Origin of the sequence: Nocardioides marmorisolisilvae (assembly GCF_003725775.1) — a bacterium.
In the GTDB taxonomy this organism is placed as follows: domain Bacteria; phylum Actinomycetota; class Actinomycetes; order Propionibacteriales; family Nocardioidaceae; genus Marmoricola; species Marmoricola marmorisolisilvae.
This window is the reverse complement of the sequence record NZ_RJSG01000002.1, coordinates 1,663,413-1,681,325: the sequence shown is the minus strand read 5'-3', so window position 1 is coordinate 1,681,325 and position 17,913 is coordinate 1,663,413. Positions and strand designations below refer to the sequence as shown.

Below are 17,913 nucleotides of genomic sequence, written 5' to 3'. Positions count from 1 at the left end.
GTGAACCCGATCGGCTACAGCATCGACCTGGCCCTGAAGATCTTCATCGGTTTCCTGATCGTCCGCCTCGTCGTCGACTGGATCCAGGTCTTTGCCCGGTCCTGGCAGCCCACCGGCGTCGTACTGGTGCTGCTCGAGGCGGTGTACTCGGTCACCGACCCGCCGATCCTCGCTTTCCGGAGGATCTTCAAGCCGATCCGGATCGGTGGGGTGTCCCTCGACCTGAGCTTCCTCGCCGTGCTCCTGGTCTGCTACCTGCTGCTGGCGGTCAACCAGGCGATCTGGGCCTCCGCCTGAAACCTGGGGCCGACAGGGGCGTGAATGCCACGCGACCCGCAAGCGGCTATTGTTCAGTTCCGCACGATGTTTCACACCAGTTTTGTCCGACTAACGAAGAATGGGTGAGGTCATGCCGCTGACGCCTGAGGACGTGAGCAACAAGCGCTTTACTCCGGTCCGGCTCCGCGAGGGCTACGACATGGGTGAGGTCGACCAGTTCCTCGACGAGGTCGAGGCAGAGCTGGAGCGCCTCAACAAGGAGAACGACGACCTCCGGACGAAGCTGAGTGCCGCCCAGAGTGGTGGCGGCGAGACCGCGGCGATCACCCCGCCGCCGATCTTCAAGGAGCCGGAGCCGGTCGCGCCGCCGACCCCCGCGCCCACCCCGGCTGCCGCACCCGCGCCGGTCCAGGAGTTCAAGGTGAGCACCGTCGCGGACGCCTCGAGCGCCGCCGCCCGCCTGCTCGAGATCGCCACCCGCAACGCCGACGAGCTCGTCGACGGTGCGAAGGACGAGGCCGACAAGATCATCGGCGCCGCCCGCACCAAGGCCGAGCGCCTCGAGGTCGAGACCAAGGCCAAGACCGACCGCCTCGAGTCCGACGCCCGGACCCGTGCCGCCATGCTCGACTCCGAGACCGAGGCCCGCCGCAAGGAGATCTTCGGCAACCTCGAGAAGGAGAAGGACAACCTCAACAGCGAGATCGAGGGACTGCGTTCCTTCGAGCGCGAGTACCGCAGCCGCCTGAAGAGCTACTTCACCCAGCAGCTCGAGGCTCTCGACGGTGCCACCTCTCCGGCCGCGCCGCTCGGCGGCGGCGAGCACTCGCCGAAGCGCCTGCGCTCGATCCTGGGCGAGGACGCCGAGGACGCGAAGCCCTGAGGCGCCAGACGCGGCACCTGGCTGCGCCCGCCTCCTGTTATCGGGAGCTCGACGGCACCGCGTAGCGGTGGGCCGCCAGCGCTCCTCCGCCTTGCCATGCACCACGCCTGACACCTCAGGCGTGGTGCTGGCTTTCAGACCCGGAAGACGTTGAAGCGGAAGCCGAGCTCCTCGTCGCCGAACTGAAGTGATCCCGGGTCGTCGGACTCGGCCATCGAGGCGGCGAGCACCTCGTCGGCGATCATCGAAGCGTGCTCGGTGAACGCCGCGGCGGTGGCGTCGGCGGCGGACCAGGTCAGCGCGATCCGGTCGGAGACCTCGAACCCGCTGTTCTTGCGGGCCTCCTGGATCATCCGGATGATCTCGCGGGCGACGCCGGCCCGGCGCAGCTCGTCGGTCAGCTCGAGATCCAGAGCGACGGTCTCGCCCTGCTCGTTCACCACCGACCAGCCCTCGCGGGGGCGCTCGGAGATGATCACCTCGTCGGCGAGCACCTCGACCTCCGTGCCGGCGAGCAGCACGGTGGCCTTCCCGGTGGCGGCCAGCGAGGCGGCCAGCGTCGCCGCGTCGGCCTCGGCGATCGCGGCGGCGACCTGCGGGGTCTCCTTCGCGAACCGCTTGCCCAGGGCCCGGAAGTTGCCCTTGGCGGAGTGGTCGACGAGATCCGCACCGGCGGCGCTCAACGGCTCCAGGCCGCCCAGGTTCAGCTCGTCGGCGACCTCGGCCCGCAACTCCTCGGTGAGCCGCTCGTGCGCGGCGGTGCCGACCAGCGCGCGCCGCAGCGGCTGCCGGATCTTCACCTTCGCGTCCGCGCGGGCGGCCCGGCCGAGCTCGACCAGGCGGCGGGCGGTGGTCATCTGCTCGGCCAGGTCGTCGTCGACGAGGTTCAGGTCGGGCACCGGCCAGGAGGCGAGGTGAACGGAGTCCGGTGTCCCTTCCGGACCACCAGCAGCGGGAGCCACCACCATGTCCTGCCAGACGCGTTCGGTGATGAACGGCGCGATCGGCGCCATCAGCAGCGTGACGACGTGGAGGCACTCGTGCAGGGTGGCCAGCGCGGCCGCGTCGCCCTGCCAGAACCGTCGGCGCGAACGGCGCACGTACCAGTTGGACAGGTCGTCGACGTACGCCGCGATCAGCGTGCCGACGCGCTGGGTGTCGAACCGCTCGAGCGCCTCGGTCACCCCGGCGGTCAGGCGGTGGGCCTCCGAGAGCGCCCAGCGGTCCAGGGCCGACCGTTCGGCCACGGCCGGGGCCGGGTCGCCGGGCGTCCAGTCCGACGTGCCGGCGTAGAGCACCTGGAAGGCGACGGTGTTCCAGTAGGTCAGCAGCACCTTCCGGACGGTCTCCTGGATGGTGTTGTGCCCGACGCGTCGCGCCGACCACGGGGAACCGCCGCAAGCCATGAACCAGCGCACCGCGTCCGCGCCGTGCTCGTCCATCAGCGGGATCGGCTCCAGGATGTTGCCGAGGTGCTTGCTCATCTTGCGGCCGTCCTCGGCCAGGATGTGGCCCAGGCACAGCACGTTCTTGTACGACGACTCGTCGAAGACCAGGGTGCCGACGGCCATCAGCGTGTAGAACCAGCCGCGGGTCTGGTCGATCGCCTCGCAGATGAAGTCGGCCGGGTAGGCGGCCTCGAACTTCTCCTTCGAGCCCTCCGCGTGCGGGTAGCCCCACTGCGCGAACGGCATCGAGCCGGAGTCGAACCAGGCGTCGATGACCTCCGGGACACGCGTCGACGTCGCGCCGCAGCCCTCAGTAGGGCACGCGAACGTGACCGCGTCGACGAACGGCCGGTGCGGGTCCAGCTCGGACTGGTCGGTCCCGGTGAGGGCGGAGAGCTCGGCCAGCGAGCCGACGCACGTCTGGTGGCCCTCGGCGCACCGCCAGATCGGCAGCGGGGTGCCCCAGTAGCGGCTGCGGGAGAGTGCCCAGTCGATGTTGTTGTTCAGCCAGTCGCCGTACCGGCCCCACTTGATGGTGTCGGGGTACCAGTTCGTCTTCTCGTTCTCGGCGAGCAGCGCGTCCTTGGCCGCGGTGGTCCGGATGTACCAGGACGGCTGGGCGTAGTAGAGCAGCGCGGTGTGGCAGCGCCAGCAGTGCGGGTAGCTGTGCTCGTACGGGACGTGCCGGAACAGCAGGCCGCGCGACTCCAGGTTCGCGGTGAGGTCGGCGTTGGCGTGCCGGAAGAACTGGCCGCCGACCAGCGGGATGTCGCCGAAGAAGTGGCCGCTGGTGTCGATCGGGTTGACCATCTCGACGCCGTTGCGCCGGCACGAGGCGAAGTCGTCCTCGCCGAAGGCGGGGGACTGGTGCACCAGGCCGGTGCCGTCCTCGGCCGTCACGTAGTCCTCGGTCACGACGAAGTGCGCCCGTGCATCGACGCCGCCCGGCCACTCGACCAGCTCGAAGGGCCGCTGGTAGGTCCAGCCGACGAGGTCGCTGCCCTTGACCGGCTCCCCGGTGATCGTCCAGCCCTCGCCGAGGACCTTCTCGACCAGGACCTCGGCCATCACGACCGTCTCGGTGCCGTCGGTGACCGCGACGTAGTCCAGGTCCGGGTTCGCCGCGACCAGCGCGTTGGAGACCAGCGTCCACGGGGTCGTCGTCCAGATCAGCAGCGCGGCCTGACCGGCGTACGGGCCGGAGGTCAGCGGGAATCGGACGTAGACCGCCGGATCGGTGACGGTCTCGTAGCCCTGGGCCAGCTCGTGGTCGGAGAGCCCGGTGCCGCAGCGCGGGCAGTACGGCGCGACGCGGTAGTCCTCGACCAGCAGGCCCTTGGCGTGGATCTGCTGGAGCGCCCACCACACCGACTCGACGTACGGGGTGTCCATCGTGCGGTAGGGGTTCTCGGTGTCGACCCAGTACCCCATGCGCTCGGTCATCGCCTCGAAGGCGTCGACGTGGCGCAGCACCGAGGTGCGGCAGCGCTCGTTGAACTCGGCGATGCCGAACGCCTCGATGTCGCCCTTGCCGGAGAAGCCGAGTTCCTTCTCGACGGCGAGCTCCACCGGGAGGCCGTGGCAGTCCCAGCCGCCCTTGCGGACGACGTACCGGCCGCGCATGGTCTGGAAGCGCGGGAACAGGTCCTTGAATACCCGGGCCTCGACGTGGTGGGTGCCGGGCATGCCGTTCGCGGTCGGCGGCCCCTCGTAGAAGGTCCACGGCTCGCCGTCGCGGGTGAGCTCGACGGACTTCTCGAAGGTCTGCTGCGCGGCCCACAGCGCCAGCACGTCGCGCTCGAGCGCGGGCAGGTCGACCTGGGGCGGAACGGGGCGGTACTGGCTCACGTCTGTCCTTTGATCCTTCGGGTCACCGATCGCGGTCAGCCGCGTGCGGTGGTTGAGCTCGTCGAAACCCGAAGGGACGAGGACCGTTTCCGGCTCCCGCGGTACCACCCTCCTTGGCCGGGCGCACTGCCCGACCCGCTCTGGTGCGCTGCTGCCGGGTCTAGTCCGTTTCGCCCGAGGGCGACGCGTTTCTTCCGGCGACTCCGGGGTGATTGCCCCATCACTGCCTGTACAGCGGGTCCAAGTCTGCCAGACGTCCTGATGCGGATTCACCCCGGTTTCCCGGTCCGGCGAGTTGAAGGGGCAGGCGCTTGCACATATCCTCGCGCCCACTGGTTATGACGTACGTCATATTTCTCAAGCCCGATGGGGGCGCAGACCATGGCAGCAACCGCTAAGAAATCGCTGGTCAGCCGCGCAGGCGCTGCCGCGCGCAAGGTGGTCGGCTCGGCGACGAAGAAGGCTGCGCCCGCGAAGAAGGCGGCTCCGGCCAAGAAGGCGGCCCCGGCGAAGAAGGCTCCCGCCAAGAAGGCTCCTGCCAAGAAGGCGGCCCCGGCCAAGAAGGCGGCTCCCGCCAAGAAGGCTCCCGCGAAGAAGGTGACTCCCGCCAAGAAGGCTCCCGCGAAGAAGGCGGCCCCGGTCAAGAAGGCGGCTCCCGCCAAGAAGGCTCCGGCCAAGAAGGCGGCCCCGGCCAAGAAGGCTCCTGCCAAGAAGGCAGCCCCGACGAAGAAGGCCGCCCCGGTCAAGAAGGCAGCCCCGACGAAGAAGGCGGCGCCGGCGGCAAAGGCTCCGGCGAAGAAGGCCGCCCCGGCCGTGAAGGCGCCCGCGAAGAAGGTTGCTCCGACCACCAAGGCGGCCCCTTTGGCAGCACCTGCGAAGGTAGCGCCCGTGAAAGCCGCCCCCGCCGCCACCAAGGCCGCAGCCAAGTCCGCCCTGGTCGTCCTCGAGGCCGAGGACCCGTGGACCAAGGAAGAGCTCAACGAGGTCCGCAACCAGCTCAAGGCCGACGTGAAGCGGCTCCGGGTCGAGCTCGACCAGGTCGAGGGAGACCTGCAGAACCTGATGCGCGACGCCGGCGAGGGCGCGGGCAACGACACCGCGGACGTGGGCTCGGCGACCTTCGAGCGTGACCAGGAGATGACGATCGTCAACAACGCGCGGGACATGCTCGAGCAGTCCGAGCACGCGTTGAACCGGATCGCCGACCGCACGTACGGCATCTGCGAGGTGTGCGGCAACCCCATCGGCAAGAATCGTTTGATGGCGTTCCCGCGTGCCACAATGTGCATGACATGCAAGCAGCGCGAGGAGCGTCGCTGACCGACACGGAGCGGTCAGGAGGCAACAGGTCCCGACTCGGGCTCATCGTCGGCGTCGCTGTCTGCGCCTGGGCCGTCGACCTGGTCACCAAGGTCGTCGCCGTCCACCAGCTCGGGAACGAGCCGGTCAAGCTCGTCGGTTCGCTGCTGCAGCTCCACCTGACCCGCAACGCCGGGGCGGCCTTCAGCACCGGGACCTCGATGACGGCGGCGATCGCGCTCTTCGGGTGCGTCGCGTTCGTCGGGGTCTGCTGGCTGACCCGCAAGGTGGGCAGCACGGTGTGGGCCTGGGCGCTCGGGCTGCTCCTGGCCGGCATCGCCGGCAACCTGACCGACCGGTTCTTCCGGGACCCCGCGCCGCTGCGCGGGCACGTCATCGATTTCCTCGAGCTGCCGCACTGGCCGATCTTCAACGTCGCCGACGTCTGCATCAACGTGGCCGCGGCGCTCATCGTGATCCAGTCGGTGCGCGGCGTGCCGCTCTCCGGGCGGAGGGACGCGACCGACCAGGACCCGGCGGAGGCCGCTCGATGAGCGAGCTCGCGAGCGAGCCCGGGAGCGAGCCCGGGAACGAGCCCGGGAGCGAGCCCGGGAGCGAGCCCGGGAGCGAGCCCGGAATCGAGCCCGGAATCGAAGCCGGAAGTGAGCACCGGGCACTCCGGGTGCCGGAGGGCCTCGCCGGGGAACGGGTCGACGTCGGGATGGCCCAGATGTTCGGCATCTCGCGCTCGAAGGCGGCCGAGCTGCTCCGGGCCGGCCACGTCCAGCTCGACGGCACCGGCGCCGCGAAGTCCGACCGGCTGCTGCCGGGCACCCTGCTCGAGGTCGTCCTGCCGCCGGTGACCGACCCGCTCGCGATCACCGCCGAGCTCGTCGACGGCATCACGATCCTGCACGAGGACGAGTCCATCGTCGTGATCGACAAGCCGGTCGGGGTCGCGGTGCACCCGTCGATGGGGTGGACCGGGCCGACCGTGGTCGGTCACCTGCGCGCCGCCGGCGTGCAGATCGCGACCAGCGGGGCCGCGGAGCGCCAGGGCATCGTGCAGCGCCTGGACGTCGGCACCTCGGGCGTGATGGTGATCTGCAAGGGCGAGCGCGCCTACTCGGTGCTCAAGAACGCCTTCCGCCACCGCGAGATCGACAAGATCTACCACGCCCTGGTCCAAGGTCACCCGGACCCGCTGGAGGGCACGGTCGACGCCCCGATCGGGCGGGCGCCGAAGTCGGACTGGAAGTTCGCGGTGCGCGAGGACGGCAAGCACTCGGTGACCCACTACGAGACGCTGGAGGCACACCGGTTTGCGAGCCTCCTGGAGATCAGGCTCGAGACCGGGCGCACCCACCAGATCCGGGTGCACATGGCGGCCCTCAAGCACCCCTGCGTGGGTGACCTCACCTACGGCGCCGACCCGACCCTGGCCCGCCGGCTGAAGCTCGAGCGGCAGTGGCTGCACGCGGTCCGGCTCGGGTTCACCCACCCGGCCTCGGGGGAGTACGTCGAGTACACCTCGCCCTACCCTTCCGACCTCGCCGACGCCCTGGAGACGATCCGTGATGCCCACTGACGACGTCGCCGACCTGGTCCTGCGCCCCGGTACCGCCGAGGACATCGAGGAGATCGCCGAGCTCTTCCTGGCCACCCGGCGCGATGCGGTGCCGCAGATGCCGCCGGTGGTCAGCGACGACGAGAAGATCCGGACCTGGTTCCGCGAGAACGTCGAGAGCCAGGAGTACTGGCTCGCCGAGGACGGCGACATCCTCGGCTACGCGATGCTCGACGGCCCCTGGCTGAACGCCCTGTACGTCGGCCCGCACCGTCAGGGCAGCGGGATCGGCGCGGCACTGCTGGACCTGGTCAAGGCCCAGCGTCCCGACGGGTTCGGGCTCTGGGTGTTCGCCAGCAACGACCGGGCACGCAGCTTCTACCACCGCAACGGGCTGATCGAGCTCGAGCACACCGACGGGTCCGGCAACTCCGAGCGGTCCCCGGACATCCGGATGGTGTGGCCCGGCCAGGAGCCGCTGGCCTTCCTGCGCAGCCAGATCGACGAGGTCGACGGGGAGCTCGCGCTCCTGCTGGCTCGCCGGTTCGCGCTCACCACCGCGGTCCAGGGCTTCAAGGAGAACCCGGGCCAGTCCGGTCGGGACGCCGAGCGCGAGGCCGAGATCGTCGCCCGGATGGCCGCCCACGCACCCGGCCTCGGGGTGGCGGCGCTGTCGCGGATCATGCACACGGTGATCGGTGAGTCGCTGGACGCCTACGAGCGCGACAGCTAGCAGCGTGTGCGGGCTCACGTGAGCGGGCGCCCGGGTGAGGAACCAGGCGCCGGCGCGGTACGTTGAGCAAGACATGCACCAGCACTTCAACGGCCTGAAGACCACCCTCCTGCTCGGCGGGATCTTCGGCCTGCTCCTGGCCATCGGCGGCCTCGTCAGCGCCTCGACCGGCAGCCCCGCGTTCCTCTTCCTCTTCGCCCTCTTCGGCGTCGGCATGACGGCGTACGGGTACTGGAACTCGGACAAGATCGCGATCAAGGCGATGCGGGCTTACCCGGTCACCGAGCAGGAGCAGCCGGCGATGTACCGGATCGTCCGCGAACTGTCCGCCAAGGCCGGTCAGCCGATGCCGACGCTGTTCGTCTCGCCCACCGAGGCGCCCAACGCGTTCGCGACCGGCCGCAACCCCGAGCACGCCGCCGTCTGCTGCACCGAGGGGATCCTGGGGATCCTCGACGAGCGCGAGCTGCGCGGCGTCCTGGGTCACGAGCTGATGCACGTCTACAACCGCGACATCCTGACCAGCTCGGTCGCCGCGGCCGTGGCCGGCGTGATCACCTCGGTCGCCCAGATGATGATGTTCGCCTCGATGTTCGGCGGTGGTTCCAACGACGAGGACCGGCCGAACCCGTTCGTCCTGCTCCTGATGGGACTGCTCGCCCCGATCGCCGCCTCGGTGATCCAGATGGCGATCTCGCGGACCCGGGAGTACGACGCCGACGAGGACGGCTCCAAGCTGACTGGCGACCCGATGGCCCTGGCGAGCGCGCTCAACAAGCTGGAGAACGGCATCGCGGCCCGGCCGCTCCAGCCGACCCCGCAGCTGCAGAACGCCAGCCACCTGATGATCGCCAACCCGTTCCGGGCGGCGGACATGTCGAAGCTGTTCTCCACCCACCCGCCGACCGCGGACCGGATCGCCCGGCTCCAGCAGATGGCCCGCGGGGGCGTCTGACCTAAGCGTTCGCGCCGCAGTCTCCGGCGCGGTGCTCGACCCGATGGCTCATCCACAGGATCACGTCGATGATCCGGAGGTCGGAGACAACGGCTGGAACTGCCCCTGCCGTCCTCAGTTCCGCGATCTGATTGCGCACCGTGTGTGAGCGAAGTGCTTCGTCCAGTTCGAGCCAGAAGTTGTCCGGGTGGCCCAGGACGCAGCGCACGACGTCGTCGTAGACCGGGATCAAATGCGGACGCTTGCGGGCCATCAGCTTGCCGGCGATGACCCAGCCGACTCCAGGCATCTTCGTGAGGTGTCCCCAGAGATCGTCGGCGGGCGAGCCCGGGCGGATATGCAGCGTGGCGTCCGCACTCCCGAGTACCGCGTCGGTCGGAATCCGCCTGAGCATGTCTGCCGCGAGCCGACCGCCCGGTCCTTCGATGAGCTCGACAGCCGTCTCGATCAGAACACTGACGCTCAACGCCTCGATCGCGATGAGATCGGTCGCCGTGAACTGGTTTTCGTTTCCAGTTCGGTCGCCTCCGCCGCCGAGTGTTTCAAAGTGTCGCCCGGTGAATCGATTCCCGTCGCTCCGGTCGTCGAAATACGCCCGCAGGTGCTCGGCCGCGGTCGGCTGTGCGAGCTGATGGCTTATCCGATCAGCAAGTGCATTCATGGTTTGCCTCCCGGCTGTGCGGCGTACGGGACGAAGCGGGCGTAGTGCCCCTGGAATAGCACGCTAATGGTCCGTTGGGCACCGTAGCGATGCTTGGCGATCGTCAGTTCGGCTTCACCTGGCCGGCTCGAGTCCTGGCAGGAGACGTCGTCACGATGGATCGAGATGACCAGGTCTGCGTCCTCCCAGACCGTGCCCAGTGCACCGATCTCCCGCAGGTCGGGAGCATCCGTACTCGCGGACGCCGACAACGGGGCGACGACCACGACGGCGGAGCTTGTGCGTCGGGCATGGTCACGCAGCCGGGGCAACAAGATCGACGTCGAACCGTCGAAGTAGTAGTTGATATCGTCGAGAACGATGAGGTCGCGGTCGTTCCAGCGGCCGTGCTCGACCGGGTCGGCAGCCGATGATGGAGGCCCCCACCCTGCAGAGATCGCTAATAGGTCGGTTTTCAAGCGCGCCTTGCTGTCCCGAAGCCTCTGACGGCTGCTCTCGTCCAACACTCCCGAACGGATCTGGGTGATCGGAACTCGAGCTTCGGCGGACAGGATGCGGGCGGCGATTTCGTCGGCTGAGGTCCTCGGCGCCACCATCACGCTGCTCAGCCCTGCCTGGTAGGCCGCGTACCGGGCCAGGCCGGTCGCGAACGTCGAGCAGCCGACGCCCGGTCTGCTCGTGACGGCGACGACCTGCCCGCGCCGCAGGCCTCCGTCAAGCGCGACGTCGAGAGCGTCGAGTCCGGTCGGGACCGTCGTGGTGGGAGCGAAGCTGGGCTCGACGAGCGCGTTGAGCCGGTCGATCACAGCGGAGGTTCCCATGTCTCAGACCCTGGCATGGAGGGCCGACAGATTTGCTGGCTCGGCGTGTCGACGGGACGCGCCGGAATCCTCTTCCTTCCGACGGAGCTGTCTCGTCCCGGTCCTTGGCGTGTCGGTGCCACCTGCCAGAATCAGAGCGCTGGACGTCGTACGCTGACACTCTTCCCCAGGCAGTTCGCGATGCTCCGGCGTACCGCTTAAACGACCCCACGGGAAGGTGTGTACCCCGCTCCATGGCCACTGGCGACGACTTCGTCCACCTGCACGTCCACACCGAGTACTCGATGCTCGACGGGGCCTCGCTGCTGGACGGCCTGTTCTCCCGGGTGAGCGAGCTGGGGATGTCGTCGATCGCGATGACCGACCACGGGAACCTGCACGGCGCCTACGACTTCTACTCCAAGGCGAAGCGGTACGGCGTGAAGCCGATCATCGGCATCGAGGCCTACATCACCCCGGGCACGCTGCGCTCCGAGCGCCGCCGGGTCCGCTGGGGGCGGGGCGACGCGGCCGAGGAGGGTGGCGACGACGTCGCCGGCGGCGGCGCCTACACCCACATGACGATGTGGTCGGAGAGCACCGAGGGGATGCACAACCTCTTCCGGCTCTCCTCGCGGTCCAGCCTCGAGGGCTACTTCTACAAGCCCCGGATGGACAAGGAGATCCTGGCCGAGCACAGCAAGGGTCTGATCGTCAGCACCGGCTGCCCGAGCGGGGCGATCCAGACCCGGTTGCGGCTGGGCCAGTGGGACGAGGCAGTCCAGGAGGCCGGCGAGCTCCAGGACATCTTCGGTCGCGACAACGTCTTCCTCGAGCTCATGGACCACGGCATCTCCATCGAGAAGCGGGTGCGCGAGGACCTCCTCAAGCTCGGCAAGCAGCTCGGCATCCCGCCGATCGCCACCAACGACTCGCACTACAACAACCCGGAGGACGCCGACGCCCACGACGCCCTGATCTGCGTCGCTTCCGGCAAGCGGCTCTCGGACACCAACCGGCTCAAGTTCGACGGCGGCGGCTACTACATCAAGTCCGCTGCCGAGATGCGCCAGCTCTGGGCCGACCAGTTCTCGATGCCGGAGGCGTGCGACAACACCCTGGCGATCGCCGAGCGCTGCAACGTCGAGTTCACCGAGTCCACCGGTGGCTACATGGCCCGCGCCGACGTGCCGGCGGGGGAGACCGAGGAGTCCTGGTTCCGCGCCGAGGTGTGGCGCGGCATCGAGGCGCGCTACCCGGGTGAGCGACTCGACCAGGACGTGCGCGACCGGGTCGAGATGGAGCTCGGTGTCATCTCGCAGAAGGGCTATTGCGGCTACTACCTGGTGGTCGCCGACTTCATCAACTGGGCCAAGGACAACGGCATCCGGGTCGGTCCCGGCCGCGGGTCCGGTGCCGGCTCCATCGCCGCGTACGCACTGCGGATCACCGACCTGTGCCCGCTGGAGCACGGCCTGTTCTTCGAGCGGTTCCTGAACCCCGAGCGTCCCTCGATGCCCGACTTCGACATCGACTTCGACGACGCCCGTCGCGGCGAGGTCATCCAGTACGTGACCCAGAAGTACGGTGCCGACCGGGTCGCCCAGATCGCCACCTTCGGCCGGCTCAAGGCGAAGGCCGCGATCAAGGACGCGGCCCGGGTGCTCGACCACGGCTTCGCGATCGGCGACAAGATCACCAAGGCGCTGCCGCCCGACGTGATGGGCAAGGGCGTCCCGCTCAAGGACATCTTCGATCCCGAGCACAAGCGCTTCAACGAGGGTGGCGAGTTCCGCACCCTGCACGACAACGACCCCGACGTGCGGACGATCTACGGCACCGCCCTCGGACTCGAGGGCCAGATCCGCAACTGGGGCGTGCACGCCGCCGGCGTGATCATGTCCAGCGAGCCGCTGATCGACATCGTGCCGATCATGGCGCGACCGCAGGACGGCGCCGTCATCACCCAGTTCGACTACCCGATGTGCGAGTCGCTCGGGCTGGTCAAGATGGACTTCCTCGGCCTCTCCAACCTGCGGATCCTCGAGGACGCGCTGGTCAACATCGAGGCCAACCGCGGCGAGAAGGTCGTGCTCGAGGAGCTGCCGTTCGACGACCGCGCCACCTACGAGCTGATGGGTCGCGGTGACACGCTCGGCGTCTTCCAGCTCGATGGTGGCGGTATGCGCGCGCTGCTGCGCTCGATGCAGCCCGACCAGTTCGCCGACATCACCGCTGTCTCGGCGCTCTACCGTCCCGGGCCGATGGGCGCGGACTCGCACAACAAGTACGCCCACCGCAAGAACGGGCGTCAGCCGATCGAGCCGATCCACCCCGCCCTGGCCGACGCGCTCGAGCCGGTGCTGGGGGAGACCTACGGCCTGATCGTCTACCAGGAGCAGGTGATGGCGATCGCGCAGGTGCTCGCCGGCTTCTCCCTGGGTGCCGCTGACAACATGCGGCGAGCGATGGGCAAGAAGGACGCCGAGAAGCTCGCCAAGGAGTACGACGGCTTCGAGGCCGGCATGCTCGAGCGCGGCTACCCGCGCGACGCGATCAAGAAGCTCTGGGAGATCCTCGTCCCGTTCGCCGACTACGCGTTCAACAAGTCGCACTCCGCCGCGTACGGCGTCATCACGTACTGGACCTCCTACCTCAAGGCGAACTACCCGACGGAGTACATGGCCGCCCTGCTGACCTCGGTGAAGGACAGCAAGGACAAGATGGCGATCTACCTCAACGAGTGCCGCCGGATGAAGATCCAGGTGCTCCCGCCGGACGTCAACGAGTCCGCGCACGACTTCACGCCGGTCGGCAACGACATCCGTTTCGGCCTGACCGCGATCCGCAACGTCGGTCACAACGTGGTCGACGGGATCGTGGCGGCGCGCGGCGAGAAGGGCCGCTACGTCGATTTCAACGACTTCATGGACAAGGTCCCGGCGGTGGTCTGCAACAAGCGGGTCATCGAGTCGCTGGCCAAGGCCGGTGCGTTCGACGACATGAAGCACAAGCGGCGCGCGCTGGTGGCGATCCACGAGGTCGCGGTCGACCAGTACGCCGACCTGAAGAAGAACGAGGCGATCGGGCAGGACTCGTTGTTCGCCGGGATGGACGACGTCGGCGGCGGCGACGCCGGGTTCGGCATCGCGGTCTCGGTCCCCGACATCGAGGACTGGGACAAGATGACGCTGCTCGGTCACGAGCGCGAGATGCTCGGCCTCTACGTCAGTGACCACCCGCTGCTGGGCGTCGAGCACGTCCTGGCCGCGACCAGCGACTGCACCATCGGCCAGCTGCTGCTCGACGAGGAGCGGGCAGACGGTACGACGGTGACGGTCTCGGGCCTGATCACCTCGGTGCAGCGCAAGCTGACCAAGCGCGGGGACACCTGGGCGATGGTCACGCTGGAGGACCTCGAGGGTGCCATCGAGGTGCTGCTGTTCCCGAGCGCCTACCAGCTCGCCGCGACCTCGCTGACGCCCGATGCGATCGTGACCGTCAAGGGTCGCCTCTCGCGCCAGAAGGACCAGCCCGAGCTGCACGGCCAGGAGGTCACCCTCCCGGACATCAACGACGGACCGAGCGGACCAGTGGTGATCTCGATGCCTTCGACCCGATGCACCCCTCCGGTGGTGGAGCAGCTCAAGGAGGTGCTGGCCACCCACCCGGGTATGTCCGAGGTGCGGCTGAAGCTGATGAGCCGCCAGTCCACCACCGTGATGCGTCTCGACGACCGGTTGCGGGTGGCGCCGAGCCCGGCGCTGTTCGCCGACCTCAAGCAGCTGCTGGGGCCCGGATGTCTGGGCTGACCCCGCCGGGCCCGCCGCTGCCGGAGCCGGTGCCCGAGTCCGTTCCCGGTGCTGCGCCGGAGTGGTCGTGGACGCCCCCGCCCGCGGTTCCGCCCGGGATGCCGCCCGCGTTTCCCGGAGGCGAGGCCGGGGACGAGGACCGCAACGCGGCCGTCCGCGACGGGCTGACCACGCTGTCGGTGGTGGTCGCCTGGTTCGCCGTCGCCGCGTTCCTCGGTGCGCTGGTCTGGTGGCAGGTGACCCCATTGGCGGAGTACACCCGCACCCGGGACAACGCCAGCATGGACGAGGAGCAGCTCGCCAAGCAGTTCGGTGCCGACGGCTGGTTCTTCGTCATCGCCGCGGTCGGCGGCCTGGTCAGCGGCCTGGTGCTCGGCCTGCTGCGACGCCGCAATCCGATCCTGCTCGTGCTGCTGCTCGGCGCGGGCGGCGCGCTCGCCACCTTCCTGATGGTCCAGTTCGGCCTCATGCTCGGGCCGAACGACCCGAGCACGATGTTCGCCTCGACCCCGGTGGGCGGGAAGGTGCCGCTCCAGCTGAAGGTCGACGCGCACGGCATCTGGTTCCTCTGGCCGATCACCGCGCTGGTCGGCGGGATCATCGCGCTGTGGATCACCGAGGCCCGCGAGACGAGCCGGCTGCAGCACGCCGCGGCGTACGGGTACCCGGGCCCGGCCCACGCTGTGCAGAACCAGCGCTGAGGCCCGCGCCCGACCGGTAGGGTGCCGCCCACAGCCAGCTCACAAGAATTCTCGAGGATCCGATGACTGACGCCCAGCCGCCGTCCTACCTGCCTGCCGACAGCCAGTCCGAGGTGCTCGGCACCGCCCCGAGCGGTGGTCGCCGCGTGCTCGTCATCGGTCTCGTGGCCGCGCTCGTGGTCGCCGTCCTCGGCAGTGGCGCCTGGGCGGCCTACTCGTTCCTGTTCGGCGGCGGCCCGCAGCCGGAGGAGGCGCTGCCGTCGACGACCGTCGCCGTGGTCAGCGTCGACCTGAACCCGTCGGCGGGTCAGAAGATCAACGCGATCAAGACGATCCGCAAGTTCCCCGGCCTGAAGAAGTCGCTCGGCCTGAACACCGACGACGACCTGCGCAAGTTCATCTTCGACAAGGCAACCGAGTCGGGTGACTGCAAGGGCATCGACTTCGACAAGAACGTGAAGCCGTGGATCGGCAAGCGCGCCGCGTTCGGCGCCGTCGACCTCGGTGGCGATTCACCCGCTCCGGTGATCGCGCTCCAGATCTCCGACCGGGACAAGGCCCGGACCGGGTTCAGCCGGATCGCGGACTGCGCCGGTGCCGGGGACGACTTCAAGTGGGCGATCGGCGACGACTACCTGATCGCCAGTGACAGCCAGGCGCACGCGGACACGATCCTGAGCGAGGGCCAGAAGAAGTCGCTGGCCGACGACCCGGCGTACAAGCGCTGGCACGGCGAGGCCGGCGACGCCGGGGTGATCAACTTCTACGTCGCCAAGCGCGCCACCAAGTACCTCTCCGACGTGCTCGACCAGCTCGGGAGCGACGTCTTCGGCGGCAGCGCCGACTCCTCCTCGGCGTTCGACGGAAGTTCCTCCCTCGGTGAGGGGTCCGGTCTCTCGGCCCCGCGGGTGCGACCCGCCGACGACCCCGACCCGCTGGCCGGGGTGAAGGACCAGCTGGACAAGTTCCAGGGTCTGGCAGGAACGGTCCGGTTCGCCGGTGGGGGCATGGAGCTCTCGTTCGCGGCGGGCGGCCTGGGCAAGGTCGCGCCGACCACCCCGGTGGGCAAGCAGGTCGCCGCGCTGCCGGCCGACACCGTCTTCGCCCTGGCGTTCGGGGTGCCGAAGAACGCGGCCGAGAACTTCACCGAGGGCTTCAAGTCCGGAGATCCGTCCGGCGGTGCGCTCGGGTTCGTGGAGGACCAGATCGGGCTCAGGCTGCCCGAGGACCTCCAGACGGTGCTCGGGGACTCCCTCACGCTGTCCCTCGGCGGTGACGCTCCCGCGGATCTCTCCGACATCCAGGGCTTTGAGGACATCCCCGTGGGCCTGGTGATCCACGGTGACGCCGCCAAGATCCGCAGCGTGATCACGAAGATCGAGGACCATACCGGGGTGCGGCTCTCCGACATCCCGATCGTGGTGGCGGGGGACGACAGCCGCGTCGTGCTCAGCCCGTCGAAGGACTACGCCGACCAGCTCTCGAAGAAGGGGTCGCTGGGCAGCAAGGAGGCCTTCGTCGAGGCGGTCCCCGACGCCGAGCGGTCCACCGTCGTCGCCTACCTGGACTTCGACTCGTCCTGGCGCGAGACGCTGCTGCGCTTCGCCGGTGACGACGGCTCGAGCGCGGCCGACGTGCAGACGGCGGACGACAACACCAAGCCGTTGCAGTCGCTCGGGATCAGCTCGTGGCTCGACGGCAACGTCAGCCACGTCCTGGTCAAGATCTCGACCGACTGATCGACGCGGTCAGCGCCCCGGTGATCGTGACCAGGTCCTCGGGGCGCAGACCGATGTCGAGGCCGCGGCGTCCGCCGCTGACGTAGACCTGGGCGTGCCGCAGGGCGGTCTCGTCGAGCACCGTGCGCAGCCGCTTCTTCTGCCCGACCGGCGAGATGCCCCCGACGACGTACCCGGTGACCCGTGCGGCGACGGCCGGGTCGGCCATCGCCGCCTTCTTCGCGCCCACGGTCGCGGCGAGGGCCTTGAGGTCCAGGTGGCCGCCGACCGGGACGATGCCCACCACGAGCTCGCCGTCGGCCTCGGCCAGCAGGGTCTTGAACACCAGCTCAGGCTCGAGCCCGAGCGCCTCGGCGGCCTCCAGCCCGTAGGAGGCAGCCGCCGGATCGTGCTCGTAGGTGTGCACGCTGAAGGTGATCCCGGCCGCCTCCAGGGTCACCGTGGCCGGGGTGCCGGCGCCGGCTCGGGTCTTCTTCGCCATCAGTTGGGGGACCAGCGGGTCCGCGCGACCTCGGTCGCCGGCAGGCTGGGCAGGGCCCGCATCGCGCGCATCTCCTCGCGCAACGAGAACCGCAGCATCCGCAGCCGGGAGGCGGCGTCCGGGGCCTCGAGCAGCTCCTGGCGCTCGCTCTGGCTGAGCAGGCACGTCGCGGCGAGCGAGTAGGAGAGGTACGTCGGGTCGTGGGGCATCGGGCCGGCGAGGACCGGGCCGCCGCGCAGGTCCGAGAGCTGGTCGCGGTACTCCTCGAAGGCGGCGAGCGCGCGCTCGGCCTCCTCGGCCGCCTCGACGTCGACGGGTCCGGCGTCGTCGGCAACCAGGTCGCAGTCGGCGCGCAGGTACTCCCCGCTGCCGTCGACGGTGTTGAGGATGACCCGCTGGCGGCCGGTGACCTCGATGTCGAACCGACCGTCGTCGTACCGCTCGGACTCGGTGAGCTGGACCAGGGTCCCGGTGCGGTGCATCGACTGCATCCCGTGCTCGCCGACCTCGTAGCCCTCGCGGATGGCGACCACGGCGAAGACCCGGTCCGAGGGGTCCGAGATCGCCAGCAGATCCCGCATCAGCGCCCGGTAGCGGTCCTCGAAGATGTGCAGGGGCGTGACGACCCCGGGGAAGAGCACCGCGTTGAGCGGGAAGACCGGAATGCTCGTCACGCTCTGAATCTATGCCCGGGCGGGTGACCGAGC

15 protein-coding genes are annotated in these 17,913 nt (G+C 69.2%); 10 read left to right on the top strand and 5 right to left on the bottom strand.

Going from position 1 to position 17,913, the window contains the following annotated elements; all coding sequences use genetic code 11:
* Together EFL95_RS12215 and EFL95_RS12210 are read left to right on the top strand one after the other, a co-directional pair.
* Positions 1-297 carry a YggT family protein gene (locus EFL95_RS12215; RefSeq protein ID WP_123234221.1) on the top strand — a complete coding sequence of 99 codons (297 nt, stop codon included), beginning with the start codon at positions 1-3 and terminating at the stop codon, positions 295-297.
* Between the two features lie 112 nt (positions 298-409).
* Positions 410-1,162, top strand: a complete 753-nt coding sequence (locus EFL95_RS12210; protein ID WP_123234949.1) for a DivIVA domain-containing protein — start codon at positions 410-412, stop codon at positions 1,160-1,162.
* A 134-nt stretch (positions 1,163-1,296) separates the two neighbouring features.
* On the opposite strand, the gene ileS is transcribed toward EFL95_RS12210, so the two are convergent.
* Positions 1,297-4,488, bottom strand: a complete 3,192-nt coding sequence (gene ileS, locus EFL95_RS12205; protein ID WP_425463969.1) for an isoleucine--tRNA ligase — start codon at positions 4,486-4,488, stop codon at positions 1,297-1,299.
* A gap of 351 nt (positions 4,489-4,839) precedes the next feature.
* Here ileS and EFL95_RS20115 point away from each other — a divergent pair, with 351 nt between their 5' ends.
* From EFL95_RS20115 to htpX, 5 genes are all read left to right on the top strand, one after another.
* The gene (locus tag EFL95_RS20115; protein WP_183407140.1) at positions 4,840-5,778 is read left to right on the top strand and encodes a TraR/DksA C4-type zinc finger protein; all 939 of its coding nucleotides are present in this window, start codon (positions 4,840-4,842) and stop codon (positions 5,776-5,778) included.
* Positions 5,751-6,311 (top strand): signal peptidase II, encoded by a 561-nt coding sequence (locus EFL95_RS12195; RefSeq protein ID WP_123234220.1) that lies wholly within the window; start codon positions 5,751-5,753, stop codon positions 6,309-6,311. Before EFL95_RS20115 ends, EFL95_RS12195 begins: the two co-directional genes overlap by 28 nt.
* Entirely contained in the window at positions 6,308-7,345 is a 1,038-nt protein-coding gene (locus EFL95_RS12190; RefSeq protein ID WP_123234219.1) for an RluA family pseudouridine synthase, read from the top strand. Before EFL95_RS12195 ends, EFL95_RS12190 begins: the two co-directional genes overlap by 4 nt.
* Positions 7,335-8,057 (top strand): GNAT family N-acetyltransferase, encoded by a 723-nt coding sequence (locus EFL95_RS12185; protein ID WP_123234218.1) that lies wholly within the window; start codon positions 7,335-7,337, stop codon positions 8,055-8,057. The genes EFL95_RS12190 and EFL95_RS12185 overlap by 11 nt, the downstream gene beginning before the upstream one ends.
* 73 nt (positions 8,058-8,130) lie before the next feature.
* Positions 8,131-9,012, top strand: coding sequence for a zinc metalloprotease HtpX (gene htpX / locus EFL95_RS12180; protein ID WP_123234217.1), 882 nt, complete (start codon positions 8,131-8,133; stop codon positions 9,010-9,012).
* 1 nt (position 9,013) lies between these two features.
* Here htpX and EFL95_RS12175 read toward each other — a convergent pair whose 3' ends face one another.
* Positions 9,014-9,673 carry a DUF6308 family protein gene (locus tag EFL95_RS12175; RefSeq protein ID WP_123234216.1) on the bottom strand — a complete coding sequence of 220 codons (660 nt, stop codon included), beginning with the start codon at positions 9,671-9,673 and terminating at the stop codon, positions 9,014-9,016.
* Complete coding sequence (locus tag EFL95_RS12170) at positions 9,670-10,494, bottom strand: DnaB-like helicase C-terminal domain-containing protein (RefSeq protein ID WP_123234215.1); 825 nt, start codon at positions 10,492-10,494, stop codon at positions 9,670-9,672. Before EFL95_RS12170 ends, EFL95_RS12175 begins: the two co-directional genes overlap by 4 nt.
* A gap of 233 nt (positions 10,495-10,727) precedes the next feature.
* On the opposite strand from EFL95_RS12170, the gene dnaE reads away from it, so the two are divergent.
* The 3 genes from dnaE (at position 10,728) to EFL95_RS12155 (ending at position 16,725) form a co-directional block, all read left to right on the top strand.
* Complete coding sequence (gene dnaE, locus EFL95_RS12165) at positions 10,728-14,285, top strand: DNA polymerase III subunit alpha (RefSeq protein ID WP_123234214.1); 3,558 nt, start codon at positions 10,728-10,730, stop codon at positions 14,283-14,285.
* Complete coding sequence (locus EFL95_RS12160) at positions 14,273-14,986, top strand: hypothetical protein (RefSeq protein WP_148045039.1); 714 nt, start codon at positions 14,273-14,275, stop codon at positions 14,984-14,986. Before dnaE ends, EFL95_RS12160 begins: the two co-directional genes overlap by 13 nt.
* Positions 14,987-15,048: 62 nt before the next feature.
* Positions 15,049-16,725, top strand: a complete 1,677-nt coding sequence (locus EFL95_RS12155) for a DUF3352 domain-containing protein (protein ID WP_123234212.1) — start codon at positions 15,049-15,051, stop codon at positions 16,723-16,725.
* Here EFL95_RS12155 and ybaK read toward each other — a convergent pair.
* A complete protein-coding gene (gene ybaK / locus EFL95_RS12150) occupies positions 16,706-17,206 on the bottom strand; it encodes a Cys-tRNA(Pro) deacylase (RefSeq protein ID WP_123234211.1) in 501 nt (166 codons plus the stop codon). The two genes, EFL95_RS12155 and ybaK, sit on opposite strands and share 20 nt — an antisense overlap.
* On the bottom strand, positions 17,206-17,880 hold the full coding sequence (locus EFL95_RS12145) for an LON peptidase substrate-binding domain-containing protein (protein ID WP_123234210.1): 675 nt from the start codon (positions 17,878-17,880) through the stop codon (positions 17,206-17,208). Before EFL95_RS12145 ends, ybaK begins: the two co-directional genes overlap by 1 nt.
* Positions 17,881-17,913: the final 33 nt, after the last annotated feature.